This is a genomic window from Neobittarella massiliensis (ex Bilen et al. 2018) (assembly GCF_900289145.1).
Classification (GTDB): domain Bacteria; phylum Bacillota; class Clostridia; order Oscillospirales; family Ruminococcaceae; genus Neobittarella; species Neobittarella massiliensis.
On record NZ_OKQO01000002.1, the window covers coordinates 295,477 to 322,391 of the forward strand.

Annotated in this window: 27 protein-coding genes and 1 riboswitch; of the genes, 16 read left to right on the forward strand and 11 right to left on the reverse strand. The window is 56.0% G+C overall.

Annotated features, from left to right (window positions below; all coding sequences use genetic code 11):
• Positions 1-19: 19 nt before the first annotated feature.
• Entirely contained in the window at positions 20-1,099 is a 1,080-nt protein-coding gene (gene asd / locus C6Y32_RS04180) for an aspartate-semialdehyde dehydrogenase (protein ID WP_105203973.1), read from the reverse strand.
• A 116-nt stretch (positions 1,100-1,215) separates the two neighbouring features.
• Positions 1,216-1,395, reverse strand: a riboswitch (Lysine riboswitch).
• Between the two features lie 169 nt (positions 1,396-1,564).
• Between asd and queA the strand changes: the two genes are divergently transcribed.
• The 4 genes from queA (at position 1,565) to C6Y32_RS04200 (ending at position 7,655) form a co-directional block, all read left to right on the forward strand.
• A complete protein-coding gene (gene queA / locus C6Y32_RS04185; RefSeq protein WP_129589383.1) occupies positions 1,565-2,608 on the forward strand; it encodes a tRNA preQ1(34) S-adenosylmethionine ribosyltransferase-isomerase QueA in 1,044 nt (347 codons plus the stop codon).
• 547 nt (positions 2,609-3,155) lie between these two features.
• Positions 3,156-4,052 (forward strand): AraC family transcriptional regulator, encoded by an 897-nt coding sequence (locus C6Y32_RS04190; RefSeq protein ID WP_164998132.1) that lies wholly within the window; start codon positions 3,156-3,158, stop codon positions 4,050-4,052.
• A gap of 49 nt (positions 4,053-4,101) precedes the next feature.
• A complete protein-coding gene (locus C6Y32_RS04195) occupies positions 4,102-5,892 on the forward strand; it encodes an ABC transporter ATP-binding protein (protein WP_243562520.1) in 1,791 nt (596 codons plus the stop codon).
• On the forward strand, positions 5,889-7,655 hold the full coding sequence (locus C6Y32_RS04200; protein WP_105203979.1) for an ABC transporter ATP-binding protein: 1,767 nt from the start codon (positions 5,889-5,891) through the stop codon (positions 7,653-7,655). Before C6Y32_RS04195 ends, C6Y32_RS04200 begins: the two co-directional genes overlap by 4 nt.
• A gap of 216 nt (positions 7,656-7,871) precedes the next feature.
• Here the strand turns inward: C6Y32_RS04200 and C6Y32_RS04205 are convergent, their stop codons facing one another.
• Positions 7,872-8,066 (reverse strand): hypothetical protein, encoded by a 195-nt coding sequence (locus C6Y32_RS04205; RefSeq protein WP_105203981.1) that lies wholly within the window; start codon positions 8,064-8,066, stop codon positions 7,872-7,874.
• 221 nt (positions 8,067-8,287) lie between these two features.
• On the opposite strand from C6Y32_RS04205, the gene eno reads away from it, so the two are divergent.
• From eno to gpmA, 3 genes are all read left to right on the forward strand, one after another.
• Entirely contained in the window at positions 8,288-9,580 is a 1,293-nt protein-coding gene (eno, locus tag C6Y32_RS04210; protein ID WP_105203983.1) for a phosphopyruvate hydratase, read from the forward strand.
• Between the two features lie 145 nt (positions 9,581-9,725).
• Complete coding sequence (locus C6Y32_RS04215; RefSeq protein WP_105203985.1) at positions 9,726-10,517, forward strand: ZIP family metal transporter; 792 nt, start codon at positions 9,726-9,728, stop codon at positions 10,515-10,517.
• Complete coding sequence (gpmA, locus tag C6Y32_RS04220) at positions 10,518-11,297, forward strand: 2,3-diphosphoglycerate-dependent phosphoglycerate mutase (protein ID WP_370738802.1); 780 nt, start codon at positions 10,518-10,520, stop codon at positions 11,295-11,297. It begins immediately after the preceding gene.
• 133 nt (positions 11,298-11,430) lie between these two features.
• On the opposite strand, the gene C6Y32_RS04225 is transcribed toward gpmA, so the two are convergent.
• On the reverse strand, positions 11,431-11,805 hold the full coding sequence (locus tag C6Y32_RS04225) for a metal-dependent transcriptional regulator (protein ID WP_105203989.1): 375 nt from the start codon (positions 11,803-11,805) through the stop codon (positions 11,431-11,433).
• Positions 11,806-12,030: 225 nt separating this feature from the next.
• Between C6Y32_RS04225 and tgt the strand changes: the two genes are divergently transcribed.
• From tgt to C6Y32_RS04240, 3 genes are all read left to right on the forward strand, one after another.
• Positions 12,031-13,161, forward strand: coding sequence for a tRNA guanosine(34) transglycosylase Tgt (gene tgt, locus C6Y32_RS04230; protein WP_105203991.1), 1,131 nt, complete (start codon positions 12,031-12,033; stop codon positions 13,159-13,161).
• 122 nt (positions 13,162-13,283) lie between these two features.
• Entirely contained in the window at positions 13,284-13,607 is a 324-nt protein-coding gene (yajC, locus tag C6Y32_RS04235; RefSeq protein WP_105203992.1) for a preprotein translocase subunit YajC, read from the forward strand.
• A gap of 183 nt (positions 13,608-13,790) precedes the next feature.
• Positions 13,791-14,204: a TIGR04086 family membrane protein gene (locus C6Y32_RS04240; RefSeq protein WP_105203994.1), complete on the forward strand. Its 414-nt coding sequence runs from the start codon at positions 13,791-13,793 to the stop codon at positions 14,202-14,204.
• A gap of 240 nt (positions 14,205-14,444) precedes the next feature.
• Here the strand turns inward: C6Y32_RS04240 and C6Y32_RS04245 are convergent, their stop codons facing one another.
• Both C6Y32_RS04245 and C6Y32_RS04250 read right to left on the reverse strand, forming a co-directional pair.
• Positions 14,445-14,654 carry a hypothetical protein gene (locus C6Y32_RS04245; RefSeq protein ID WP_105203996.1) on the reverse strand — a complete coding sequence of 70 codons (210 nt, stop codon included), beginning with the start codon at positions 14,652-14,654 and terminating at the stop codon, positions 14,445-14,447.
• Positions 14,655-14,743: 89 nt separating this feature from the next.
• Positions 14,744-15,610 carry an EamA family transporter gene (locus C6Y32_RS04250; protein ID WP_105203997.1) on the reverse strand — a complete coding sequence of 289 codons (867 nt, stop codon included), beginning with the start codon at positions 15,608-15,610 and terminating at the stop codon, positions 14,744-14,746.
• Positions 15,611-15,942: 332 nt separating this feature from the next.
• On the opposite strand from C6Y32_RS04250, the gene proC reads away from it, so the two are divergent.
• The 5 genes from proC to C6Y32_RS04275 all read left to right on the forward strand — a co-directional run bounded on the left by proC (position 15,943) and on the right by C6Y32_RS04275 (position 19,760).
• Positions 15,943-16,758, forward strand: coding sequence for a pyrroline-5-carboxylate reductase (gene proC, locus C6Y32_RS04255; protein WP_105203999.1), 816 nt, complete (start codon positions 15,943-15,945; stop codon positions 16,756-16,758).
• A gap of 69 nt (positions 16,759-16,827) precedes the next feature.
• Complete coding sequence (locus tag C6Y32_RS04260; RefSeq protein WP_105204002.1) at positions 16,828-17,457, forward strand: stage II sporulation protein M; 630 nt, start codon at positions 16,828-16,830, stop codon at positions 17,455-17,457.
• Positions 17,458-17,476: 19 nt separating this feature from the next.
• A complete protein-coding gene (locus C6Y32_RS04265; protein WP_105204004.1) occupies positions 17,477-18,400 on the forward strand; it encodes a tyrosine-type recombinase/integrase in 924 nt (307 codons plus the stop codon).
• On the forward strand, positions 18,401-19,021 hold the full coding sequence (locus tag C6Y32_RS04270; protein WP_105204006.1) for a flavodoxin family protein: 621 nt from the start codon (positions 18,401-18,403) through the stop codon (positions 19,019-19,021).
• Between the two features lie 373 nt (positions 19,022-19,394).
• On the forward strand, positions 19,395-19,760 hold the full coding sequence (locus C6Y32_RS04275; protein WP_105204008.1) for a DUF2200 domain-containing protein: 366 nt from the start codon (positions 19,395-19,397) through the stop codon (positions 19,758-19,760).
• A 102-nt stretch (positions 19,761-19,862) separates the two neighbouring features.
• On the opposite strand, the gene C6Y32_RS04280 is transcribed toward C6Y32_RS04275, so the two are convergent.
• From C6Y32_RS04280 to C6Y32_RS04295, 4 genes are all read right to left on the reverse strand, one after another.
• Positions 19,863-20,915: a tyrosine recombinase XerC gene (locus C6Y32_RS04280; protein ID WP_105204010.1), complete on the reverse strand. Its 1,053-nt coding sequence runs from the start codon at positions 20,913-20,915 to the stop codon at positions 19,863-19,865.
• Between the two features lie 502 nt (positions 20,916-21,417).
• Entirely contained in the window at positions 21,418-22,137 is a 720-nt protein-coding gene (locus C6Y32_RS04285) for a DUF6873 family GME fold protein (protein WP_105204012.1), read from the reverse strand.
• 66 nt (positions 22,138-22,203) lie between these two features.
• Positions 22,204-23,388 (reverse strand): ABC transporter permease, encoded by a 1,185-nt coding sequence (locus C6Y32_RS04290; RefSeq protein WP_105204014.1) that lies wholly within the window; start codon positions 23,386-23,388, stop codon positions 22,204-22,206.
• The gene (locus C6Y32_RS04295) at positions 23,385-24,335 is read right to left on the reverse strand and encodes an efflux RND transporter periplasmic adaptor subunit (protein ID WP_105204016.1); all 951 of its coding nucleotides are present in this window, start codon (positions 24,333-24,335) and stop codon (positions 23,385-23,387) included. The genes C6Y32_RS04290 and C6Y32_RS04295 overlap by 4 nt, the downstream gene beginning before the upstream one ends.
• Before the next feature lie 223 nt (positions 24,336-24,558).
• Between C6Y32_RS04295 and C6Y32_RS15275 the strand changes: the two genes are divergently transcribed.
• Positions 24,559-24,714, forward strand: a complete 156-nt coding sequence (locus tag C6Y32_RS15275) for a hypothetical protein (protein ID WP_164998133.1) — start codon at positions 24,559-24,561, stop codon at positions 24,712-24,714.
• On the opposite strand, the gene radA is transcribed toward C6Y32_RS15275, so the two are convergent.
• Both radA and C6Y32_RS04305 read right to left on the reverse strand, forming a co-directional pair.
• Positions 24,711-26,102: a DNA repair protein RadA gene (gene radA / locus C6Y32_RS04300; RefSeq protein ID WP_105204017.1), complete on the reverse strand. Its 1,392-nt coding sequence runs from the start codon at positions 26,100-26,102 to the stop codon at positions 24,711-24,713. The genes C6Y32_RS15275 and radA overlap by 4 nt on opposite strands.
• A gap of 23 nt (positions 26,103-26,125) precedes the next feature.
• Positions 26,126-26,848, reverse strand: a complete 723-nt coding sequence (locus C6Y32_RS04305; protein WP_105204019.1) for an N-acetylmuramoyl-L-alanine amidase family protein — start codon at positions 26,846-26,848, stop codon at positions 26,126-26,128.
• Between the last annotated feature and the right edge of the window lie 67 nt (positions 26,849-26,915).

Sequence of the window (26,915 nt, forward strand, 5' to 3'; positions counted from 1 at the left end):
TGCTCCCCCGCTGACAGCGTTAGTCTAAATAGCCCTGGGCGGCCAGCAGTTCAGCCATCAGTACCGCGCCGCCGGCAGCGCCGCGCAGGGTGTTGTGCGAGAGACAGACGAATTTATAGTCGTACTGGGTGTCGGGGCGCAGGCGGCCCACCGACACGGCCATACCACTTTCCAGGTTGCGGTCGAGCTTGGCCTGGGGGCGGTCGTCCTCCTCGAAGTAGTGGAGGAACTGCTTGGGCGCCGAGGGCAGGCCCAACGCCTGCGGCGCGCCGCTAAAGTCTTTCCAGCAGGCTTTGATTTCTTCGATGGTGGGCTTTTTCTCGAACGAGACGAAAACCGCTGCCGTGTGCCCATCCGACACCGGTACCCGCAGGCACTGAGTGGTGATGGAGGGGGAGTCGGCGTTTACGATCTTGCCGTCCTCGACATGGCCCCAGATCTTTAAAGGCTCCTGCTCGCTCTTTTCTTCTTCGCCGCCGATAAAGGGGATCACGTTATCCACCATGTCGGGCCAGGTAGCAAAGGTCTTGCCGGCACCGGAAATAGCCTGATAGGTGCAGGCCAGCACTTTGGTCACCCCGAACTTGAGCAGGGGGTGGATGGCCGGCACATAGCTCTGCAGCGAACAGTTCGACTTGACGGCGATAAAACCGCGCTTGGTGCCCAGACGGGCCCGCTGAGCGGTGATGACTTCGGAGTGATCGTCGTTGATCTCGGGCACGATCATCGGCACATCGGGCATCGAGCGATTGGCCGAGTTATTGGAGATGACCGGGCACTCGTGGCGGGCATACATCTCCTCCAGAGAGCGTATCTCCTCTTTTTTCATGTTGACAGCACAGAACACGAAATCGACTGCCGACGTGATCTTTTCCACGTCGGCGGTAGCGTCGAGCACCACCATATCGGCTACCGACTGGGGCATGGGCGACTGCATAGCCCAGCGGCTGCCCACCGCCTCTTTATAAGTTTTGCCGGCAGAATTGGCCGAGGCCGCCAGCATTTTTACGTGAAACCAGGGGTGGTTTTCGAGCAGCGTAATAAAGCGCTGGCCGACCATTCCCGTCGCACCGATCACCGCAACATTGTATTCCTTCATCATCTGTTCCTCCTATGTTCAGTTTATGTGCCAAAAGACCGTATAGACCCGCAAAAAGAAAAAACCGGTTGAAAACCGGCAGTACATGCAATATAATAGAAAAGTATGGACACAAAAAGGCCGATAGCTCTCCATCAAAGTACATGATGACAGTCGCGCGCCTGTTCGGCCACGCGACCAGAGAACCGCCCCGCCAGCTGCGCTCTCTTCGGCGGAGTTGCCTTTTCACACCGCTCGTGCAGCCCTGGCTGGCCTCGCCTGTGTGTACTCATCAAATCCGCACCTCTATCCGGGTCTATGAAGTTTACCCTTATCATAGCACCACGGTAGCTGCCTGTCAATTTAAATACGGCGCATTTCGCCCTGTAGCAGCGATTTTTGCGGGCCGCACTCCCGCCCGGCGCCGGCGGTACGTCTGGCTGTTTTTGCCGGGCGGCTTTTACTGATAGAAAGAATGTGTTTTGTATGTCACAACCACTGCTGAAAAAAGACTTTTACTTTGATCTGCCCCAGGAACTCATCGCCCAGCACCCCATCTACCCGCGCGATCACTCCCGGCTGCTTCAGCTCGATCGCACGACCGGCGAGATCGCCCACAAGCACTTTTACGATATCGTAGATGTTTTACAGCCCGGCGACACGCTGGTGGTGAACGATTCGAAAGTGCTGCCGGCCAGGCTGTACGGCCACAAGGAGGACACAGGGGCCAAAGCTGAGGTATTGCTCTTAAAAAAGCAGGCCACTGAGGATCTGTGGGAATGCCTGGTAAAGCCCGGCCGCAAGATCAGAGAGGGGACCAAGCTGGTATTTGGCGAGGGACTGCTCACCGGTGAGGTGTGCAAAGTCTGCGATGACGGCAACCGCATCATCCGCTTTGCATGTAAAGGGCGCAGTTTTTACGACGTAATCGACCAGATCGGGCAGATGCCGCTGCCCCATTACATCACCGCTGAGCTGGAGGACAAGGACCGCTACCAGACTGTGTATGCCCATGAGCGCGGCTCGGCGGCGGCGCCTACGGCCGGGCTGCACTTTACCGAGGAATTGCTGGAAAGATTGCGGCAAAAAGGGGTGGTCATCGCCCGTGTTACGCTGCATGTGGGGCTGGGGACCTTTCGCCCGGTAAAAGAGGAAAACGTATTAGACCATAAGATGCACACCGAACACTATGTGATCCCCCAGGAGACGGCCGATGCGATCGCGCTGGCCAAAAAAAACGGCAAACGGGTCATTGCCGTGGGCACCACCAGCTGCCGCACACTGGAATCTTGCTACCAAAAAAATGGCGCTGTAGTGCCTTTTGAAGATGATACCAGCATTTTTATCTACCCGGGTTATACCTTTGGCGTTATCGACGGTATGATCACCAACTTCCATCTTCCGGAGAGCACGCTGATCATGCTGGTATCGGCGCTGGCCGGGCGGGAGCCTATTCTAAACGCCTACCGGGTGGCCGTACAGGAAAAGTACCGCTTTTACAGTTTTGGCGACGCCATGCTCATATTATAAATACGGTGCGTTTTACAAAATAAAAAGAGCCTATAGCCAGCCACCAGCGGCGTCTATAGGCTCTTTTTCTATTCTAACGGGTTTCTGCCCGACACTGTATTGACGGCTGGTACGGGGCGTACTACGATGTGACTGGGCCGTGATGACCGCAGTCTGCTCTCACATAGAGCCTAAGCTATGGACAGATGTACTGTGTGGTTACTGATTGCTAACCGATAGTCGAGCAGAGTCGCCAGTTACCCGTGGCTGAGGTAAAAAGGCCTGATCTGACTGGAACGCCGACATAGTATCGGCAGCGAAAACATGCGTGTCTGCACAATCATCAAGATGGCAGCCGTGTCAGGCCAAACGCATTATAAAATACTGGATACTGCGTCTAAATAAACTGATCGTCATCGCACTAAAAAATATAGACAGTCATCCTGTCATGTGGGGGAGGAACCAGTTTATGGACTGGACAGCGATATTTCCACAGGGTGCAAAATTGTGCCGAATACACGCTCAACACATGGTATATCAGTTAGATTTTTCTGACGGGAAAGGAGTCATGGAGGCCTATGAGGTCTTTCCCGGCATACTGCTCATCTTTAATGATTTTCATACCGCGCAGGGTTTTCAAAATGAGCGCGCGCGGCCGGGTATCATCGAGATCAATCACTGCCGCCGCGGCCGCTACGGCTGTACACTGCAGAGCGGCCGGCAGGTGACCCTGGGAGCTCAGGACCTCTCGATCAGCGACATGGGGAGGCCGTGTCGCAACTCTGTTTTTTTATCGGGTGATTATACCGGCATCAGTTTAGTCCTGCAGCTAAAGGAGGCGGCGCGCTCGTGGCGAGATATATTGGGACAGACGACCGATTTGGTGGCTTGCTTAGAGGCACAGTTATACAGCGATGAAGTGTTGCTGCTACGGGCCAACCCCAAGATCCAGCACATCGTATTGGAGCTGTATCAGCCGCCGGATAATTATCAGTTGGCTTATTACAAAATAAAAGCGCTGGAGCTGCTGCTGTTTTTAGCGGTGAGCAGTGAGCAACAGGGGCGGATGGCCCGTCCCTATCACTGTGGCCATGATGCTGAGAAAGTAGCCGCTATTGAGCGCCGTATGACCGAGAATTTGCGCCGCCGACATTCGCTCACCGAGTTAGCAGTAGAATTTGGCATGGGGGTAACAACTTTAAAAAAGCTGTTTTACCAGCAGTACGGGCAGGCCCCCTACCAGTATTTGCGACGGCGACGCATGGAGGAGGCGGCATTACTGCTGCAGAGCACTCAGCTGCCGGTGGGGCATATTGCCGAGCTGGTGGGCTACCAGAATGCCAGCAAATTTTCGGCCGCTTTTACACGGGTATACGGGATGACCCCTAAAATTTATCGCGGGACCGCCCAATTGGAGCAAAACGACTGTTTGGAGCTGGGCAAGAATCGGGATGGAGCAGTATAATAACCATAAGTTAGCGATAACTAACCACAATAATAAGGGAGGGTTCGATGTGAGAGAAAAAGGGAAGAGCAGTGTCGCCAAGCTGCTCTACTATGCCGGCGGACATAAAAGGCTCACCGTATTGGGATGTACGCTGTCTGGTATAGCGGCAGTTCTGTCGATGGCACCTTACATATGTATTTGGTACGTGGTGCGCGGTGTGTTTGCTGCAATGCCCGACTACCGGCAGGCAGGAGATCTGGTGCGCTACGGCTGGTATGCACTGTGGTTTGCACTGGGCAGTGCGGCTATTTATTTTGCCGCCCTGATGTGCACCCATCTGGCCGCCTTTCGCACCGCAAAAAACATGCGTAAAGCGGCAGCCAAACACCTGCTGGATGTGCCGTTGGGATATTTAAATGTCAGCCAGTCGGGAAAGCTGCGCAAGCAGATAGACGATAATGCCGGTATGACTGAACAGATGCTGGCCCATGAGCTGCCAGACCTGGTAGGGGCGGTAGTGACCCCGGTAGCAGCCATTATTCTGCTGTTCGTATTTGACTGGCGGATGGGGCTTTTGTGCTTTATTCCACTGGTGCTGGCAGTCTACCTGTTGACGCGGATGATGGGTGGCAAAAATGCCAGATTTTTCAGCACCTACCAAAAAGCCATTGAGGACCTGAGTGCCGAGGCCACTGAGTATGTGCGCGGTATTCCAGTGGTCAAGGTGTTTCAGCAGACGGTGTACTCGTTCAAGAGCTTTTACGGCGCTATTATGCGCTACAGCAAGCTGGCCACCGACTATGCCATGTCTTGCGGGCGGCCGATGACCGCCTTTACCGCCGTGCTCAACGGCACCTTTTTACTACTCATCCCCGCCGGTATGCTCTTGTGCGGAGCGGCGAGCAATGGCTGGGCAGTTTTGGTAGACCTGGTATTTTATATCTTATTCACACCGCTTTGCGCCATGATGATGACCCGCATCATGTATGCCAGCCAGGCAGTTATGGAGGCAGATGAGGCGGTGCGCAAGCTCGACCAGATCATGGAGGTAGAGCCCCTGCCTGAAGACATCCGTCCACAGAGCACCACCGGCTGCGATATTGAGCTGAAAGACGTCACTTTTACCTACCCCGGAGCCAAAAGCCCGGCACTTAAGAATGTATGTTTTCAGGTACCGGCCGGTAAGACTGTGGCACTGGTGGGCCCCTCGGGCGGAGGTAAGAGCACCGTCGCCAGTTTGATCCCCCGCTTTTGGGATGCAGGGCAGGGAAAGGTGCTCATTGGCGGCGTCGATGTGCGCAACATGGCAGGCCACGAACTCATGGACAAAGTGGCGTTCGTTTTTCAGGATACGCATTTATTTAAGGACAGTTTACTGGAAAACATACGCGCAGCACGGCCCGACGCCACTCGACAACAGGTATTGGCGGCGGCCCATGCTGCCCAGTGCGACGATATCCTATCTAAAATGCCTCAGGGCCTAGACACCGTAGTGGGGACCAAAGGCGTGTATCTTTCTGGCGGTGAGCAGCAGCGCATCGCTTTGGCGCGGGCGATCTTAAAGGATGCGCCCATCATAGTGCTGGACGAGGCCACTGCCTTTGCCGACCCGGAAAATGAACTGCTCATACAAAAGGCATTTGAAAAACTGACCGCGGGTAAGACGGTGCTGATGATCGCCCACCGGCTCTCTACTGTGCAGGACGCCGACGACATATTGGTGCTGTGCGACGGCGCTGTTGCCGAGCGCGGCACACACCGGGAGCTGTTGCAGCAACAGGGCTTATACGCCGCTATGTGGCGCGATTACCAGACTTCGGCCAGGTGGAAAGTAGGGAAGGAGGCGTCAGCCGTATGATCGGGAAAATCCAACATATTTATGCGCTCACCGAACGGGGAGCGAAAGACCTTGTAAAAGCCACACTGTGGACCGTAGCGGCCAATTTGAGCTTGATGTTGCCGGTAGGACTGCTCATTATGGCGCTGCAGGACATCATTGACGCACTGATGAGCGGTGGAGACCCGGCAGCTGAGATCTGGAGTATTACTGCTTTAGGAGCGGGCCTGCTGGTGCTCATCTACATCGTGCACTGGTTTCAGTATAAGGCGCTGTACATCGCCACGTATATCGAGAGTGCCAACCGCCGTATTGGGCTGGGGGAAAAACTGCGCCAGCTGCCGCTCTCCTTTTTTGGTCAGCGCGATCTGTCGGACCTGACTGCGACTATGATGTCTGACTGCAGCGCTCTGGAACAGGCATTCTCACATTTTGTGCCCCAGCTCTGGGGGACGATCATTTCGACTGTACTGATAGCCATTGGCATGCTGACTATGGACTGGCGCATGGGTCTTGCCGTACTGTGGGTACTGCCGGTCGCTTTTTTGCTGACTGCAGGCTCGCGCTGGCTGCAAGACAGGTTCGGCACCCGCAATTTTTTGGCTAAACGGGCAGCCACAGATAGTCTGCAGGAACTGCTGGAGACGGTAAAGGACATAAAGGCCTGCAATCAGAAAGAAAAATATCTGCACGGATTGGATGAGAAAATGGACGAAGCCGAACGGGCTACAGTGCGTTCGGAACTGGTGACCGGCACCTGTGTCACCTCGGCGCAGGCCTTCTTAAAATTGGGGCTGGCCACCACCGTTTTAGTGGGGGTCAATCTGCTGGTGGGCGGCAGTTTGGAGCTGGCGACGCTGCTGATCTACCTCATTGCAGCCTCGCGGCTCTACGACCCCATCAGTACGACGCTGGCCAATATGGCGGCGGTATTCAGCTCTCAGATCAAGATCCAGCGCATGCGCGAGATCGAGCAACAGCCGGTACAGACTGGGGCTAAGAGCTATACACTCAAAAATTACGACATCGCTTTTGACCGGGTAAAATTTGCCTACGACCAGAGAGAAGGGGTACTCGCCGATGTGTCGTTTACTGCCAGACAGGGTGAAGTAACGGCGCTGGTAGGTCCCTCGGGCGGGGGCAAGAGCACCGCTGCCAAGCTGGCAGCCCGCTTTTGGGATGTCGACGGCGGCCGCATAACTCTGGGTGGCGTAGACGTCTCTACTGTTGAACCGGAGGCACTGCTTAAAAATTATGCTATCGTCTTTCAGGATGTAGTGCTGTTTCGCGATACAGTGATGGAGAATATTCGCCTGGGGAGAAGAGATGCCAGTGACCAGGAGGTATTGGCGGCTGCCAGAGCAGCTCAGTGCGATACCTTTGTACAGAAGATGCCCGAGGGCTACCAGACCATGATCGGTGAAAATGGGGCAACTCTCTCGGGCGGTGAACGGCAGCGCATCTCTATCGCCCGCGCGCTACTCAAAAATGCGCCTGTGATCTTGCTGGATGAGGCCACCGCCTCTTTGGACGTGGAAAATGAGAGCGCTGTACAAGCTGCGCTCTCGGGCCTGGTACAGGATAAGACGGTACTCATCATCGCTCACCGCATGCGCACAGTTATGGGAGCCGACAAAGTGGTGGTGCTTGCAGGTGGCAAGGTAGCCGAGATGGGCTGCCCTGAAGATCTGGTGAAAAAAGGCGGTATTTTTGCACATATGGTGGCACTGCAGACCCAGAGCCAGAGCTGGTCGCTGCCCGGCAGTACCAAAGAGCGGCCATAAAAGGCGCACAGCCGAGTTACCGCTTGCACCAGAGAATATTCACTGCGGATGTAAAAGCGCCGGGCACAGCCTTCAAGAGCTGCGTCCGGCGCTTTTTGTTTTGACTGAAAGAGGTGAAAACCGCACATACTTACAGGGCATACTCTACCAGTTCTTACACCGTTCAGATAAGCTTTTATCGGCATAGCGGGTACACACACATACCCGGCCAGATATTTACTTCCAGTGGCCGATCTGCAGCAGATGGTCGGTCTGCTGGATAGCAGAGACTTGGCGGTGCAGCTGGGCTGCTGAGTGCACAGTGCCACCCAGCCGATGTAGTGCACACTGCATCTGGACAGGCAGCGAGAGAAAATACGCGCGGCTGCTATAGCTGTTTTGGATCAGATCGTGTAGATCTCTATATCTCATGGTCTACGCTCCTCCTACCGCTATTTTTTGCGCTTTCATTCATATTATCCACCGATAAGACAAGATGAGTATTGCCGATATACCTCTTGTATTTCACCTCAATAAGTGGTATAGTGACCTTGGTTAGCAATAGCTAACCAAGGCTTATATAAAACACCCCACCCGCACTGCAGGCATATACTGGCAGCGGTGCAAGCGATACAGAAAGGACGGAGACCACTATGGATCTAACTATCGAGCGGGTCATTGGACGCGAGATCATCGACTCACGGGGAAACCCCACCGTAGAGGCAGAAGTACACCTGGCTGACAAGACTGTAGCCAGAGGGGCAGCCCCCAGCGGCGCCTCTACCGGCGAATTTGAGGCGCTGGAGCTGCGCGACAATGATGAGGGGCGCTTTGGCGGCAAAGGTGTGGGTCAGGCAGTTAAAAACATAAATACTGTCATCGATCAGACGCTGAGGGGCATGGATGCCAGCGACATCTACGCTGTAGATCAGGCGATGATGAGAGTCGATGGCACCAAAGACAAATCAAAACTGGGAGCCAACGCGATCTTGGCGGTATCGATCGCCTGTGCACGAGCAGCCGCACAGGCCCTGCATCTGCCTTTGTACCGCTATCTGGGCGGTATTAGCGGCAATCGGCTGCCGGTACCGATGATGAATATTTTAAACGGCGGCGCACATGCCGCCAACACGGTAGACGTGCAGGAATTTATGATCATGCCGGTGGGCGCCGTCAACTTTGCCGAGGGGTTGCGCTGGTGCACCGAGGTATTTCATACGCTGGCAGGGTTGCTCCGGTCTCGCGGACTGACTACCTCGGTGGGCGATGAGGGGGGATTTGCCCCCGACCTGGACAGCGATGAGGATGCTATCCGCTGCATTTTAGAAGCTATCGAAAAAGCCGGGTACCGGCCCGGAGTGGATTTTGTACTGGCCATGGATGCGGCCTCCAGCGAGTGGAAGAGCGGTGACAAAGGGGAATACCTACTGCCCAAGAGCCAGCAGAGATTTACCTCGGCCGAGCTGGTGGCCCACTGGCAGGCACTGTGTGAAAAGTATCCCATCTACTCTATCGAAGATGGGCTGGACGAGGAGGATTGGGAAGGCTGGCAGATGATGACTGCTGCGCTCGGTGACAGAGTACAGCTGGTGGGCGACGACCTGTTCGTGACCAATACTCAGCGCCTGAAAAAGGGTATCGAGCTGGGCTGCGGCAATTCGATCTTGATCAAGCTCAACCAGATCGGCTCGGTGTCTGAGACGCTGGAAGCCATTAAGATGGCGCACGAGGCCGGTTACACAGCTATTGCCTCTCACCGCTCGGGCGAGACCGAGGACACTACCATTGCCGATCTGGCAGTGGCGCTGGGCACCGGCCAAATAAAGACCGGGGCCCCCAGCAGAAGTGAGCGCGTAGCCAAGTATAACCAGCTGCTGCGCATAGAAGAACAGCTGGGCGAGAGCGCCGTGTACCCCGGATTTGGTGCCTTTCATATCTCCCGGTAAAATAAGAAGCGCAAAGCAAGTGGTCTCTGCACGGCAGTAGCCAAGGCGCGCCCCGTCTACAGGGATCTGGCCCCTGGGCGGGGCGCGCCTTTATTTTTGACAGAGATCGTCTACAGGGCACAAGTTAAAGTTGGGAGGTGCATATATGCAACCGATCTGTTGGGCTGCGGTCGGCACAGGGTTCACCTTTTTGATGACCACCTTGGGCGCAGCGATGGTATTCTTTTTTTCAAAGGCGCTGGCCGCTGGCATCCAGCGCATCTTTTTGGGCTTTGCCGCCGGCGTTATGATCGCCGCTTCGGTGTGGAGCCTTTTGATACCGGCCATTGAAGAGGCCAGTGCTGCCGGTGGTATCGGCTGGGTGCCGGCCGCAGGAGGTTTTTTGCTGGGCGTCGCCTTTTTGCTGGGGCTGGATGTACTGTTGCCGCACCTGCACCTGGACGCCAAAGCACCGGAGGGGCTGCGCTCCTCCTGGAAGCGCACAACATTGTTGGTGCTGGCAGTGACGCTACATAATATCCCCGAGGGGATGGCCGTTGGACTGTCGTTTGCGCTGGCGGCACAGCACCAAGGAGAGCATGCGGCGCTCTCGGCGGCGGTGGCGTTGGCGCTGGGCATCGGTATCCAGAATTTCCCCGAAGGGGCGGCGATCTCGCTGCCGCTGAGGCAGGAGGGGATAACGGTCACCAAGTCGTTTTTTTACGGCAGTATGTCGGGCATCGTAGAGCCTGTTTTTGGCATTTTAGTGGTGCTGGTAGCTGGGAGCATACAGCCGCTGATGCCGTGGCTGCTGTCGTTTGCCGCCGGTGCCATGATGTATGTAGTGGTGGAGGAGCTCATCCCGGAGGCGCATTTGGGCGAGCACTCCAACAGTGGTACACTGGGTGTTATGGCCGGATTTTTGATCATGATGGTGCTGGACGTGGCACTGGGATAAATGGAGATACAGAGAGGGAGGATCACTGTGAAATTGGTGCTTTTACGGCATGGAGAGAGTGCCTGGAACCGCGAAAATCGCTTTACCGGCTGGACCGATGTGGACCTGTCGCCCGAAGGCAGGAGCGAGGCACAAGAGGCGGGGAGATCACTCGAGCAGGCGGGATTTGATTTTGACCTCTGCTACACCTCTTACCTGAAACGGGCGATCAATACCCTGCATCTGGTGTTGGAACAGCTGGACCGGGAGTGGCTGCCGGTGATCAAAAGTTACCAGCTCAACGAGCGGCACTACGGTGCACTGCAGGGCCTAGACAAAGGGGAGACTGCCGACAAATACGGCGAAGAGCAGGTACATAGATGGCGGCGCTCCTATACGACCAGGCCCCCGCTGCTGACCCCTGACGACCCGCGCTGCCCGGCCCGACTAGCCGCGTACCGGGACGTGACCCCCGACCTGCTGCCGCTGGCCGAGAGCCTGCAGGACACGGTGGCGCGGGCGGTCCCCTATTTTCAGCTGGAGATCGAGCCTGCCATAAGGGCGGGCCGGCGCGTATTGATCGCCGCACACGGCAATTCGCTGCGGGCGCTGGTGATGTATTTGGAAAAATTGACGCCAGAGACCATCGCCAAAGTCAACCTGCCCACCGGCGTGCCGCTGGTATACGAACTGAGCAACACGCTAAAAATCCGTGACAAGTACTACTTGGGCGACCGCGAAAAAGTGGCGGCCAAAATGCAGGCCGTGGCCGACCAGGGCCGAGCCACCCAGAGCGCATAGCAGGAGAAACTGCGGCAAAAGACGGCGGGAAAATTGTGAACAAATTGTAAAAACTGGCTTTTTCCTTATAGAAAAGAGGTGTTCAGGTTCACTGAACACCTCTTTTGCGTCTTCTGCCATAACGGGTGACTGGTCAGGTATCTGCGCGGCGACCGGCATGTGTTTTTAGAGCTGAAAAAGTCTCGTCACTGATGACGTGTTCTATGCGGCAGGCGTCTTCTGCCGCTACCTGGGGATCGACGCCCAACGCCGCGAGCCAGTCGGTGAGCAGCGTGTGGCGCTCGTATATCTTCTCGGCGATCTCGCGCCCCTTGTCGAGCAGTGTGATATGGCCGTATTGGTCGACAGCCACATACCCGCCGGTACGCAGGTTTTTCATAGCCACACTGACACTGGGTTTGGAGTAGGAGAGCTCGGCGGCGATATCGATGGCGCGCACCTGGGGCTGGCGCTTTTGCAGCACCAGGATCGTCTCGAGATAGTCTTCAGCCGATTGGTAGATACGCAAGGATCTCACCTCGTAAAAATAGGATAGGCAGCATGCGGTTAGCATAAACTAACTATATGTTATCATAATTTCTGCGCCCCGTCAAGTTCGGGGAGGGAATTGCCCATTGAAATACATGGGGGCAAACGTGTATAATAATAAAATAGCTGTTTATACGCAATACTTGGCATGCGGCGGTGGCAGCGCCTGCGGGCCCAAGATCATAACCATTTGAGGAAGTGACCTATGTACACCTTAAAAAAACAGGTAGGACATGCCCGCAGGGGCGAATTTAAGACCGTGCACGGCACCGTACAGACCCCGGCATTTATGAATGTAGGTACGGTGGCGGCCATCAAAGGAGGGCTATCCTCGTACGACCTGAAAGATATCCGCACCCAGGTGGAGCTGTGTAATACCTATCATCTGCACCTGCGACCCGGTGACAAGCTCATCCACGAGCTGGGCGGCCTGCACAAGTTTATGGGCTGGGACCGTCCCATCCTCACCGACAGCGGCGGCTTTCAGGTGTTCTCGCTGGCCAAGCTGCGCAAGATCAAGGAAGAAGGGGTGCATTTTTCCTCTCACATCGACGGGCGCAAGATCTTTATGGGCCCCGAGGAGAGCATGCAGATCCAGTCGAACCTGGCTTCGACCATTGCTATGGCTTTTGATGAGTGCATCCAGCTGCCGGCCGAATACGACTATGTAAAGCAGTCGTGCGACCGCACTTACCGCTGGCTGGTGCGCTGTAAGGCCGAGATGGACCGCCTGAACCAGCTCCCCGACCGCAATAATCCCCACCAGATGCTCTTTGGCATCAATCAGGGCGGGACCTATGAGGATATCCGCATTGAAAACGCCCGCCTCAACGCCCAGCTCGACCTGGACGGCCACGCGATAGGGGGGCTGGCGGTAGGGGAGCCCAAAGAGGAGATGTACCACATCATCTCGGTGGTGGACGAATACCTGCCCCGGGATAAGCCGCGCTACCTGATGGGGGTGGGCACACCGGGAAATATCATCGAGGGCGTGGCCCGAGGTATAGATCTGTTTGACTGCGTGATGCCCAGCCGCAATGCGCGCCACGGACACCTGTTTACCTGGGAGGGTATTCGCAACCTGAATAACGCCAAATACGAAAAAGATCTGCTGCCCATTGACCCCCAGTGTGACTGCCCGGTATGCAGCCGCCACAGCCGCGCCTATATCCGTCACCTTCTGCGCGCCGGTGAGACGCTGGGACAGCGCCTGACGGTGATGCACAACCTGTATTTTTACAACCGCCTGCTCGAGCGCATTCGCGAGGCGCTGGAAAATGATACGTTTGAGCAGTTTAGAGCGCAGTACGTGGATGTTTTGGACACGCGCATATAATCGGCAGCTTTTAGGCAGCAGAATACGGCGATAGTTTTGCAGGGGATACCAAAAAAACATTGTATTTCCCAGTATCTGCTTGTATAATAAATATGTACTGTTAATTTTTTGGAGGTCTATCAATGTCTAATCTTACCGTACTGGCCGCGGCCAGCAGCAGTTCCAGCAGCGGCATGAGCTTGCTCACATCCTTTTTGCCCATGCTCATCATCCTGGTCGTGTTTTATTTTATGCTCATTCGTCCCCAGAGCAAGAAGGACAAAGCGCTGAAAAAAATGCGTGAAGAGCTGAGCATCGGCGACGAGATCACCACCATCGGCGGTATCGTGGGCCGGGTCGTATCGATCAAAGACGACACCATCCTGATCGAGAGCGGCAGCGACCGCACCAAGGTGCGCATCAAGAAATTTGCCGTTCAGGAAGTGGAGAAGATCGAGATCGACTGAGTGTGCTCCTACGCACTGTGCCGGTCTACCGTTTATTGCTCGTGAAGTTTGTACATAGGGGGGGGGGCGCCTGCGGTACCGCCCCGCCACTTTTTTGCCTGTATCACCGCCGGGGGCCGGCATACCGGCGCCGATGCGCACATATACATATCCCATAAAACTTGATTGATGGGGTGAGTGGGCATGAAGGGCAGACAGCAGACCGCACGCGGTACCGGCGAGACAGGTACGATGGTAAAGACGCTACTCTGGGGGACCGGAGGCGGAGCACTGCTGATGCTGATCTTGCTGTGCATCTGCGCAGCGGTAATGACGGTACAGGACTTTAACGTGACGGTGCTGCGCATCATCGCTTTGGCCACGCTGGGGTTGGGCGGTTTTGGTAGCGGCTTTTTAGCCGCCAAGCTGCGGCGCAAAAACGGCATGTTGATGGGGGCGCTATCGGGCGCCGCACTGATGGTGATCCTGGTGCTGCTCTCGCTCATCTTTTTTGGCTTTCACTTTGGCGGTCAGCTCATCACCAAAGTGGCTATTGGGGTGCTGGCCGGTGCACTGGGCGGCGTTTTGGGCGTAAATCACCGCAAAAAACACCACTAGCGTTTTATAAAGTAAGGTGTAGCGGAGGTAAAAGTACTGCCGTACGTGATCGATACGGCCCCGCCGGTGGGGCGCAGCAGCAATATAGAGAGAACAGAAAAGGCAGCGGACCAAGATGGTTTGGTCCGCTGCCTTTTTGCGCGTGAACGGCGTTGACGGCCATAGAGCGGCGGCGCATGAATAAAAAGAGTTATTGGCAACAGTGATGGTATGGGGAAAGCAGAATAGGCGCCGGACCATTTACCGTGCGCAGCGGGGGTGGATGCCCCATATAAGTACCGCGGCGGCCATGATGTTGCCGTGTCGGTACCAGAAGATCACATTTACGGCCAAGCTCCGCGAAGACTGGTAGCGAGCAAGCAGCGCCGAGATCTGTGCAGGGGCGCAGGTGAGCGCATCGGGAACAAACAGCAGTTTTATGTGGGCAGCACCGAAAATACCAGCTGCCATTTACGACCGTGACACCCTGAAAAACACCGGATAAATCAAAGTCATGACTCCACCACCCGCTGAGACAGCCGGAATACTGGTAATAGAAATCACGGCAGGAGCATGATGAGCGTGCCAGAGACGATAAAGCCCAGCCCGACAGCTGCTTTTTTAGATAACTTTTCGTGAAATACAAAATAGGAGAACGCCACCGTCACCAGGATACTGAGCTTATCGATGGGGACGACGATGCTGGCGGGCCCATTTTGCAGTGCGCGGTAGTAGCAGAGCCACGAGGCCCCGGTGGTGACCCCAGAGAGACAGATAAAACCGAGCTCTTGGGGAGATATCTTTTTTACCGTGTGTGTTTTACCCTCGGTCAGTACCATCAGCCAGGCCATGATGAGCACCACCCCGGTGCGGATGGCAGTGCCGAGATTGGATTCGATACCGGAGATGCCGACTTTGCCGAGAATGGAAGTGAGACTGGCAAAAACAGCTGAGCCGACAGCGCAGAGCAGCCAGTGCTCGCCTTTTTGAGGGCGGCCGACGGACGGGCTCCGCCGCTCGATCATGAGGTAGGTACCGGCGGCGATCGAAACGACGCCGACAGCGCCGGACAGCCGAAGCGGTTCGCGCAGCAGGATGCAGGCCAACAGGATGGTGAGGATGACGCTGGATTTGTCGATGGGGACGACCTTATTGATATCGCCCAGCTGCAGCGCCCTAAAATAGCACAGCCACGAGGCACCGGTAGCCAGCCCTGACAGCACCAAAAAGAGCCAGGTGCGGCCGCTGATCTGCGAAATTTGAGACTGTGAACCGACCAAAAAGACCATGAGCCAGGAGAAGGCCCATACGATGATGGTGCGGATCGCGGTCGCGGTGGTAGAATCTGTTTTTCGAATACCGCATTTGGCCAGGATAGAGGTGACACCGGCAAAAAAAGCCGAGCCACAGGCAAATAGGACCCACATATCGGCTATCCCCCTAAATGATGTGTGCTGTTGCTGTGTACTGTACGCTGTGTTTGCCATACAGCTGTATATGTTCCCCTTTATTATAGCATATAGCACTGTGACAGCTACCGGTGAAAAAGATCGGCAAAAATAGCTGCACAAACTTGCTGGGCCTACCCTAAAGCGGGACGGTAATGCGCGTTTGCATCTCTTAACAAGCTTCTTGTGCGCATGGCAGCGCTTGTGTTTTGACAGGCTTTTTTCTATAATAGGGGAAGATGCTTTAGCCGGCCCACAGGGGAGCCTGAACGGGCGGCGCGAGCTGGTGATTGCCAAAAGGAGTGTTTGCTTTGAATACGGAGACGATCGGTTTTATTGGCGCTGGCAATATGGCAGAGGCCATTATTAAAGGCATAGACGGCAGCGGCTTGGTGCCGGCGGCCAATATTGGGGTATGCGATATCAGCCACCAGCGCCTGGAGCACTTTGCCGCGCTGGGCCACCAGACTTTTTCGGACGCGGGGGACTGTGCGAAATTTGCCCAGTACCTATTTTTATCGGTAAAGCCGCAGCAGATAGACGACGTGCTGGATGCGCTCTCTTCTCAGATCCACGACGATATGGTGGTGGTGTCGATCGCCGCCGGCATTACCGCCCCGTATATTCGGCAGAGGTTGGGGCGGCCACAGCTGCAGGTGGTACCGGTGATGCCGAATACCCCGCTGCTCATCGGTGAAGGGGCGGTCGCTATTGGCCGTGGGCCGCAGACCGCGCCCCAGGCACTGCAGTTTGTTGGGGATATTTTTGCAGCCAGCGGTAAGGTGTGGTACATCGACGAGGATAAGCTCAATGAGATCATCCCCGCCAATGGCAGCTCGCCGGCCTTTATCTACTTTTACACCAAGCTGTTTTGCGACTGCCTGCACCAGCAGTACGGCATCGACCGCGAGATGGCCAAAGAGATGTTTTGCCAGACACTGATCGGCTCGGCCAAGATGATGCTGGCCCCCGGGGCAGATATCGATGACCTGATCGCCAAGGTATGCTCGAAGGGCGGCACTACTATTGCCGGTATCGACGGCTTTGTAGAAAAGGGGATGCCCCAGGCGGTGGAGCACGGCATCAAGGCTTGTGTGGACCGCGCCTATGAGCTGGGCAAAAAGTAAAACTGCCGGCAGCTTGTACTAGATGGGTAGCTTGTCTCATATATATCTCTTGTGACAGGAGGTATTGGTATGAGACGAACTTCAGGCCGGCCCGGCCGCCCACACCGCGGCGGGGCGGCACCTTTTTTAGATCCGCTCACCACCAGTTTGGCAGTCGCTTTTTTTCTGGGGCTGCTGGCTGGAGCGCTGACGGTACCGGCCATGCGCCAGCACAGCGGTGATCTGTTTTTTGGCAGCTGTATGCGCCTGGTGCAGACGGCTGTATCCAACCAGCTGTGGCACATGGCGGTAAGTGCCTTTTTGCTGCCGCTTTTCTTGCTGTTGTGCCTGCTTTTGAGCGCCTTTAGCGGGGTGGGCATCCCGTTTTGCTACGGGATCGTGGCCGTTTACGGCTTTGGCAGCGGCTTAGTAGGCGGGTACCTGTACAGCGCCTATAGCGGCAGCGGTATCTTATTTAACCTGCTGATGCTGCTGCCGGCGACGGTGCTCACGGCGGTGGCGATGATCTGCTTTGCCCGGCTGTGCACCTCTTGCGCATATCTGGTGTGCAAGGACCTGTTTTTAGGGGAAAAACAGGAGCTGGCCGGCCGCTTTAAAAAGCTGCGCGGCAGTGTACTGGTGGCGGGCGGGCTGTGCCTGTTGGCCGCCGGCGTCAAAGTGCTCTGCTTTTTGATATTTTCGGCCCACATACAGGTATAGGGACCACGAGAGGGGAGGTGTGACGACAGTGTATGCCATCATAGACAGTTTTGACGAGCACCTGGCTGCCGCCAAAGTCGCCGCCAATACTCGGCGCGCCTATTGCCTGGACGTGCAGGCATTTTTGGAGTACTGCCGCTTTGAGGGCGATGTGGACAGCATCACCTACCCGGCGGTAGAGCGCTACCTGCAGCACTTAAAGGAGCAGGGCAACAAGGTATCGACCATCAACCGCAAGATCTCCTCGATAAATGCGCTGGTAAAGTACCTGAAAGCGATCGACTTGTTTTCGTATAATCAGCTGTCGGCCATCCCTCTGCAGCAGAATAAAAAGCCCCGCAAATACCCCGAGATCCTGTCGCCCCAACAGATCGACACGCTGTTTGCGGCGATCGATACCGGGACCGCCAAGGGGCTGCGGGACCGCACCATGATCGAGCTGCTCTACGCCAGTGGCATACCGGTAAAAGATCTTTTACAGCTACAGCTGACCCAGCTCGACATACCGCGGGCGCTCATCACCATCTACGGGGCGCAGGGGCCGCGGCAGATACCGCTCTACAAGGGATTTTTGGCCACTTTAGAGCAGTATTTACAGCAGGTGCGGCCCCAACTGATGTGCACAGCACCAAAGAGCCAGCTGGTGTTTGCCAACTTAAAAGGCGGGCCCATATCCAGACAGGGCTTTTGTAAGCTGTTTCACGGCTATGTAGAAAAGGCCGGGTTGGGGCCGTACATCACCCCCAAGACATTGCGGCAGTCGTTTACGGTACATCTGCTGGAGGACGGCGCCCCGCTCAAGCACGTGCAGGAGCTGTCGGGGCACCTGGCGCATTCGACTACCGAGTTTTACCAGCGTGTGCTGCAAAATGAGGCCAAGACCTCGTACAAGATCCACCATCCCAAATTTAAAAAGAGACCACTGAAAAAAGGAGAGGTTTAGATGCGTGTAGTATTGATAAATGGAAGCCCGCACAAAAACGGCAACACCGCTTTAGCGCTGCAGACGGTAGCTGACGCACTGCAGGAGCGAGGCATCGAGACTGAGACCATACAGGTGGGCAATAGGATGATCCGCGGCTGTATGGCCTGTGGGGCGTGCAGCAAGACCGGCCGCTGTGCTTTTGAAAAAGACGACTTTCACGCGCTGTGCGAGAAGGTCTATACGGCAGACGGCCTGATCATCGGCAGCCCGGTATACTATGCCGGTGTGGCCGGCACCATGAAGGCATTTTTGGACAAGCTGTTTTACGCCAGTGCCGGCTGCATGCGGCACAAAGTCGGTGCGGCGGTAGCTGTGTTGCGGCGCAGCGGCGGTATGAGCACCTTTGATGAGCTCAACCACTATTTTCTTATCTCGGAGATGGTGGTGGCCCCCTCGAGCTACTGGAACATCATCCACGGGGCCAAACCGGGAGAGGCGGCCCAGGACGCCGAGGGGCTAGACACCCTGCGCGTGCTGGCGGCCAACATGGCTTGGCTGCTGCAGATGAAAGAACAGACCGCAAAGACGCTGCCCCCGCCGCCGGCGATAGACCGCGCCCGCACCAATTTTATTCGCTGATCATGTTTTTCGTGAGCTCCTTGTTCTCGTGCACAGTAACAAGCTTTCTGTGTGCGGAGCGGGAGCTCTTGACTTATGTATGAGAGACAAAAGTTGACACGGTGAAAGAGTGGGGGAGCGGCTGTTGGGGGCTGTGTATCGGCACTGAAAAGTGGTCTTGTGCGACCAGGACTAAGACGGTAGGTGCTTGGGTGCTGCCAGGGAAGTGATCGCATACTATTTTTTGAGATATGGGGCAATATAGATGTTATATAGCGGCAATCTGGGCACTTGCTGGCGAGGAAAAAGCCGGGCTGTACTACTTTTTCGTGACTGGCCGCCGCCGGACGAGACTGGATGAGACAAAATACAGCAGAAGGGGCGTACGTGCATTATGGAAGATACACGGATATACCAAATGCGATTTTCGAAAATATACCAGCTGCTCATTGACAAGGCCAACCGAAAGGGGCGGACAAAAAATGAGGTGGATGAGATCATCCACTGGCTTACAGGATATTGCCAGACAGAGCTCGACCAGCTGGCAGAAGGGGAGAGCACCTACGCCGCCTTTTTCGAGGGTGCGCCGGCGATGAACCCGCACCGCAAGCTAATCAAGGGGACAGTATGCGGGGTGCGGGTGGAAGCGATACAGCAGCCGCTGATGCAGGAGATCCGATATCTTGACAAATTGATCGATGAATTGGCGAAAGGTAAGGCGCTGGATCGGATACTGCGGGCGGAGCAGCGTATTGATTGAAACGGCAGAGCAAAGAGCAGATCGAGCGGTTTTGTGCGCGCTCGGTCTGCTCTTCTGTTTGCGTTGTAATTGGTTCTATATGCCATATGTAAAGTACAGTGCTCATCTTTTTGGCGGATCGCCCGGGTCGTCGTCTGTCGGCGCGTCTGTTGCGTTGGGGACGCGTTTCTTTTTGGGGACCTTGACACCGGCCAGCGGCGAGCGCTTTGAGGCCTCCTGCATTTGGCGATTGGAGACATGGGTATAGATCTCGGTGGTGGAGACGTGTTCGTGCCCCAGTATCTCGCTGAGTACCCGGATATCGACCCCGCCGTGCTGGTACATCAAAGTGGCGGCGGTGTGGCGCAGCTTATGTGTTGAGAGGCCCTGACCAGAGAGCCCAGCTGCCTGCAGGGCGTGCTCTACGATCTGCTGCACCCGGCGCTTACTGATGCGTGTGCCGCGGCTGGAGAGAAACAGCGCATTTTTATCTTTGACGCTGGCCAGGCCTTTGGCGCGTACCGGCAGATAGGCCTCGACGGCGGCCAGGCAGGCATCGTTGAGGTAGATGATGCGCTCCTTGTTTCCTTTACCGGTGATACGGGCGGTATTTTCGCTGATATCGGTCATATCGATACCCACCAGTTCGCTCAGCCGCATACCGCAGTTCAAAAACAGAGTGAGGATACAAAAATCGCGCTGGTAGTGCGGATTGTCTTCGGGGACATGGACCAGCAGTTCCAGACTCTGTTCCAGCGTGAGGTATTTGGGCATACTCTTTTTGATAGCTGGGATCTCAAGGTCTTTGACCGGGTTGGACTCGAGCAGTTTGGCGTTGACGGTGAGATATTTATAAAAGGACTTGAGACAGGATACCTTGCGGGCGCGCGTGGCCGCGCTATTTTGGCGCTGACGGGTGATAAAATACATGTATTCGTACACATCCGACAGCGTGACCGATGAGATTACGTCGAGGTCGACATCGAGGATATCGATATCCTCGAACTGCATATCTTTGCTGCACAGGCCTTTATACTGTTTGATAAAGCGAAAAAAGGTGCGCAGATCGATAAAGTAGCTCTCGACGGTGCGCACCGAGCGGCCCTTGATGGTCTGCATGTAAAATAGAAAATCTTTGATGACCGGCGGGCAGCTGACGGCATAATCTGTGGCCATGGGAAAACCTCCAAAATAAACGTGAATAAAGTGTTTTGGCGCGGTAAGACGTGGGGGTCGGAATGGCGGGCCAGTCGTTCTTACATTCTTACATTACGTGCGTGATGTGCGTGGCCGCAATATATAATATAATATCGTAGTCAGTGGAATACACACCAGAGCTGCATTCTGACAGGCGCCAAATCCAAATTATATAGTTTTATACAGGACTCTTTAAACGTCATTCGTGTGTGAGCTTGTATGAGCCTAATGTGGGTTTGTTGGGAAAACAGCAATTTCCTATACCCTAAATTGCACTAAATTTTTATTTAGCGCAATTACCACTATAAATAGAATACCACTTCTCTTCACTTTGTACAAGCTCAGATTTGGGATGAGCTGTAAAAATGTACTGGCGCCTTTTTTATTTTCACTCGACCGGTCTTTTTACAAACTGCGCACTGTGGTTTACTGCTGGACTCACTGCTGGATAGATCTTGGTATTTTACGGGCAGCTGCTTTTTCACTTTTTATAGTTCGTTCTGTTGGGCAGCCAGATCATACCGCCGATATCGCGTAACGGCCCATCAGTGAGCTGAATTAGTTTTAGTTGCTGTGCTCTGATAAACGCGCGCATCGCCTGTCCGTCTGGGTGCCGGCCCAGGCTGCCGGTGCTGTAGAGCGTATCGCCTACCCGGCCCACACAGCCGCCGATAAAGCCGTAATCGTACCCCGGCAGTAAAATATGGCCGGGACGTATATGCAGCACCGATATCCCCACCTTTGCCGCCGCGGCGGCAATACCTGTATCAGCGGTGATGATCGCCTGTGGACCCAGTATAGCGGTACTGCAACGCGTATACCCCTGCCGGACTGGTACCGGCTGGTACTTTTGACACAGAAGCTGTTGGAGCGGATGCGGAACTGTTTGCGGGTTAAACAGCGCATGTTCGCCTACCAGGGCAATATTGAGGGCTGTATCTTGTGGATAGCGCTCCCCCAGCTCTTGTAAAAACGTTATTACATAGCCTATCTGCCACAGCTTTTCACGCTGCTGAGGCGGGATAGCGCAGTCGATGGCCAGCTGACCGTCGCCTATATGTAACAGCCGCATATCGGCGTGATATGCAGTCTGTACGGGAAGCTTTTTGCTGTTGGGCAGACACAATATCTCTTCCTGCTCCGGCAGATGTGCCTGTAGCGACTGCCGATAGCAGAGCGGTATATTGCCGATGATGAGCATGGGCTCTCCCCTCTTTTGGGTATGGTGGGTCTGGGCGGACGAAAATTGCGAGACCTCACAGCGGTCCTACTCTCGCCGCAGTGCCTCGACCGGGTGCATACGGGCAGCCTTATAGGCCGGGTAGGCGCCAAAAGCGCCCCCCAATAGCACCGATCCGACCAAACTAAAAAACAGCACGGTGCTGCTGAGCGCCATGTCGATACCGGTGAGCGCGGTGGCGGCTTTTAGCAGGAGCAAGCAGAGCAGAGCAGCCGCCGTGCTGCCCACCAGCGAGAGCAGCATGGCCTCAGCCAAAAACTCGCGCAGAATGCTGCCGGAGGTGGCCCCGATCGCCTTTTTGATACCGATCTCACGGGTGCGCTCGGCCACCGAGGAGATCATGACGGTGGTGATGCACATGCCGGCCACCAAAAGCGATATGGCGGCCACGCAGCTGAGCACCAGTGTGACGATGTCTAAAATACGGTCGAGACTGTCTTTTTGTGAGGCCAGGTCGAGGATATCGACCCCGCAGCGGCCATCGGGGTCTACTGCTTTTTGCAGGCGGGTGCGCACCACCTGACTGTCGGCGCCCTGATCGAGCTTGACGGCGATCTGGTCAAAGCTTGAATCGCCGGTGGCCATGGGGATAACGGTGTACGGGGTGTAGACCAAGGTGGGCATGAGCCCGCCGGCAAAGCTCTTTAGAATGTTGCTGGAGGAGGACACGACCCCCACTACCTCGAACTCCTGCTGGTAGCCGGCGATATTCAGCGGTACCCGTTTGCCCACCACGTTTTCGCGGCCAAACATCTCCTGTGCCGTCTTGCTGTCGAGCAGGCAGACCGCTGCCCGGCTGGCAATATCGCCGCGGGAGATCGAGCGACCCCAAAGTAAGTCGAGTGAGATGAGGCTATCGGCGTTGTTGCCCACGCCCCAGGTGTACACTTTTTGCACACTGCCGGATGGACCGGTGAGCTGACCGGGCTCTACTACGATGGGTGAGGCGCCTTTGACGCCTTTTGTCTGTGCGACCTTTTGCAGCGCCGACTCATCGAGCTGGTAGATCGTGCTGTCCTCGCTGTACTTTAAGGTGAGCCCATCGGCCCCCAGTGAGCTGAGCTCTTGGCCCAGAGCCGTCTTGCCTGCCTGCACGATACCCGAGATGAGCAGAACCGACAGGACGCCGATAAACACGCTGAGTGCGGTGATGGCTGTGCGAAACTTGTTTTTAGCCGCCGAGCGCAGCGCTGTGTGCAGGCTGTTCATCATCGCACAGCCCCTTCTCTGAGCAGACAGGTGCTCCCCTCTTTGACCTGCTGCTGCGAGAGGATGGGCTGGCCCGTCAGCGTGCTGTCGAGCACCTCTACCCACTCACCGGTCTGGCGGCCGGTGGTGATGTAGTGCTTTTTGACCTTACAGGCATCCTGCAAAATGTACAGGAATTCGCCCCGTTCATCCTGACCGATAAATGACTGGGGCAGCGCCGACATCTGCTGCGGGTCATCGCACTGGATAGAGACGGTGGCGGTGAGGCCGGGCATGATCTCACTGCCGGCCCCCTCCAGGGCCAGCTCTGCCTCTACCACGGTAGACTGGCTGGTGCCGCGGGTCTCTTTTTTGGCAAATTTGGCCACATCGGTGACGGTTGCCGACATGCTCTTGTCGGAAAAGGCCGAGCAGGTCACCTGGGCCTGCTGGCCCACAGCCACTTTTTCGATCTCGCTTTCGGGTATAGAGACCTTTACCAGCAGCGCCCCTCCCTCAGAGAGCGTGTAGAGCTCGTCCTGCGGGGCGGTGGACTGATTTTTTTTGATCGAGACCGAACCGATATAGCCGCTCTTTTGTGCCTGTATGGTCTGGGGCAGCGCGCTGGTACCCAGCTTGCTCTGCCCGCCCAGCACCTGCAGCGCCTGACTGGAATAGGTCTCCTGGATGAGCTTGGCCGTTTTTTGGGCGTCGACGGTGGCGATGGTCTGCCCCGCCTCGACCCATTGGCCCTCTTTTACCAGCACGTCTTTGGCCACCACGGGGTAGTCGAGCGAGTAGGACTCCCCCTCTTTTTGCGCCACTTCGCCGGCCACGACCACCTGTTGGGTGTAGGTGACCGGCCGCAGATAAGTAAACGACGCCTGCTGCACCCCCCGCAGCTGCACTGCCGGCGCCGACAGCAGCGCCACCGTAAGTACCGCCCCCAAGACCGCCACTTTTTTCTTCATATCCACATACCCCTTTTCGCCAAAATTCCGAGAAAACTGCGCCGCTCAAAGCCCGCACCGCGTTCTTGGATTAGTTTTGCAAAAAAGGTTGGCGATATAGATGTAAAAGCCAGCCAATACAGGGAATAAACCGCCGCAAAGCAGTTACAATAACAGAAAATGGCCGCGCAGGGATTTCTTTTCCCTGGAAATAGCCGCGCCGCCAGCGTTGGAGGAGATCGCGATGAATTTTGTCATCTGCTGCAAAAACTGCAAATACCAGAGAGACGGCTACTGTGAGCTGCCGTCACCTGCGCCCGGCCAGCGCACCGAGGAGGGAGATTGTGCCCACTACATGCCGCTGGACGCCAAGACGCCAAACAGCGGCCCACACGCTTAAAAAGCGGCCTTAAAGGCGTCTTTTATCGTTCTGGCGCCGATGACCTGGATGCCGGGCACCGACAGCTGCTCGTGGTCTAGATTTTGCTGGGGCACCACGATGCGCCCAAAGCCCAGGCGCTTGGCCTCGCTCACCCGCTGGGACAGCTGAGCGACCGCCCGCACCTCGCCGGTGAGGCCCACTTCGCCGATGGCCACCACCTCTTCGGCTACCGGCTGATCTTTTAAGCTGGAGTACATGGCCAGCAGCACCGCCAGATCGGCACCCGGCTCGTCGAGCTTGATACCGCCCACCACGTTGATGTACACGTCGAGATTGCCGAAGAAAAAGCCCGCCTTTTTCTCCATCACGGCGATGAGCAGATTGGTGCGGTTGTAATCAAAGCCGGTGGAGACCCGCCGCGGCACGGCAAAACCGGATTTGGTGACCAGCGCCTGCACCTCGGACAAGAGCGGGCGGCTGCCCTCCATATTGCAGGCCACGCAGGTGCCCGAAGCGCCCAGCGGCCGACCGGTGAGCAGCATCATAGAGGGGTTTTTGACCTCTTTGAGACCGTGGCCGGTCATGTCGAACACGCCGATCTCGTTGGTGGAGCCGTAGCGGTTTTTGACCGCCCGTAAAATGCGGTGGGTGAAGTGCTTGTCCCCCTCGAAATAGAGCACCGTGTCCACGATGTGCTCTAGTACCTTGGGGCCGGCGATGGCCCCGTCTTTGTTGACATGGCCGATGATGAGTACCGGTATATCTTTGGTCTTGGCTGTTTTCATGAGCAGAGACGTGCATTCGCGCACCTGGGCCACGCTGCCCGGCGAGGAGGCCAGCTCCTCTAAATTCATGGTCTGGATAGAGTCGATGATGACCAGGTCGGGCGCGGTGGCGGCGACTAAGTTGCAAATCGAGACGATATCGGTCTCGGCCAGCACCTTTAAATTGGGGTTTTTGACCCCCAGCCGGTCGGCGCGCAGCTTGATCTGACGGGTGGATTCCTCCCCCGATACATACAGTATCTGCAGCTTTTGCGCCAGATACTCGCAGATCTGCAGCAGCAGTGTGGATTTGCCGGCGCCGGGCTCGCCGCCCAATAGCACCAGCGACCCGGCCACGATACCGCCGCCCAGCACGCGGTCAAGTTCTTCCAGGCCGGTGAGAAAGCGCGTTTCGCGGTGCTGCTCGACCTGATCTAAGGTGACCGGCTGCAGGTCGCTGTACCCGCTGCCGCCAGCCGCTTTTTTGGCAGCTACTTTTGTTTTGGCGCCGCCGCCACGCGCCAGCATCACCCGCTCCTGCAGCGAGTTCCAGCTGCCGCAGTTGGGGCACTGGCCGCTCCAGCGGGCAAACTCGGCCCCGCAGTCGTCGCAGACGAACATCACTTTTTGGTCTGATCTCATATACGTCCTCCTAAAGGCCAGTCTTACTTTTGCAGGGCGGACCTCTCTACATATTGTAACATGCCCTGATAGATACAAAAAGCCAGCTGCTTTTGGTATTCGGGGTCTTGCAGCTTTTGCCGCTCCTCGGCGTTGGAGATAAAGCCGCACTCGATGAGCACACCGGGGTTTTTGCTCTGGTTGAGCAGATAGTACTCGCTGCCCGACGGCTTGTGCATGCGGTGGCTATCGGTCTGCAGATTTTGCTTGATGGTCTCTTGGATACACTCGGCCAGCAGCTCTCCCTCCGCGTTTTTCTTGTTGTAGAACACCTGTGAGCCCTTATTGCTGCTCTGAAAGGCGTTTTGGTGGATAGAGAGAAAGATGGCGTCGGGATGGCTCTCGATGAGCTTGAGCCGGTTGTGCATATCTGACTTCTTTTTGCTGGGGGCACCGTCCCCCTCGGTATCGGTAGAGATGTCGGTCTCGCGGGTCATGTACACATCGTACCCCTGGAAGGTCAGCACATCCCGCAGGGTAAGAGCGATCTGGAGATTGATATTTTTCTCGTCGATGCCCTGACTGGAGGCCCCGGGATCGAACCCGCCGTGACCGGCATCGATAATGACGGCCGGCCGTTTTTTGACTGCTGTGTCCTGCTCGCTGGCAAAACTGCGGAAATTAAAAAATGCGGCCCCTACCGCCACGCACACCGAAAGGCCCAGTATCAGCTGCCACAGGCGTACGCTCTTTACTCTGCAAAACATATCCTCACCTCTCTACCATGGGTATGAAGATCTGTGTGTGGTTATGTTTGCCCGGTACGCTCTTAGT